At 53.9% G+C, this 332-nt stretch carries 1 pseudogene; it reads right to left on the reverse strand.

From position 1 onward, the window contains the following. Nucleotides 1–161 (reverse strand): annotated as a pseudogene (locus QKD99_RS11605) (IS256 family transposase); the annotation flags it as partial. Nucleotides 162–332 lie beyond the last annotated feature (171 nt).

The following is a 332-nucleotide window of genomic DNA, read 5'->3' on the forward strand; positions in this document are numbered from 1 at the left end:
GCTTTAAAGTTGCGGGCCTGCGTGAGATCGGTGCGAGTTCGTGTCGTGGAGCTGCCGCAGTTCGGGTCTTTGCACCGCCACCTGGTTGTGCCTTTGGATGTGGTTCCGTTTTTCTTCATTTGCCCAGCACATACCGGGCATCGTGGTCTGTTTTTACTCACCCGGAAAGCACACCAACCCCCGGCTAGCACATGCGGGTGCCATTCCGATGGATTGAACACGAAACGGGCGGATATAAGCATAAAGACCTTATATCCGCCCGCTTTACCCAGCCTGAGCAGCAAGATCGCTGTAACTCAGACACACTTTTTGCTACTTAACCCTGGCTAACC

This window comes from Corynebacterium sp. c3Ub_189 (assembly GCF_039907195.1).
Lineage (GTDB): Bacteria > Actinomycetota > Actinomycetes > Mycobacteriales > Mycobacteriaceae > Corynebacterium.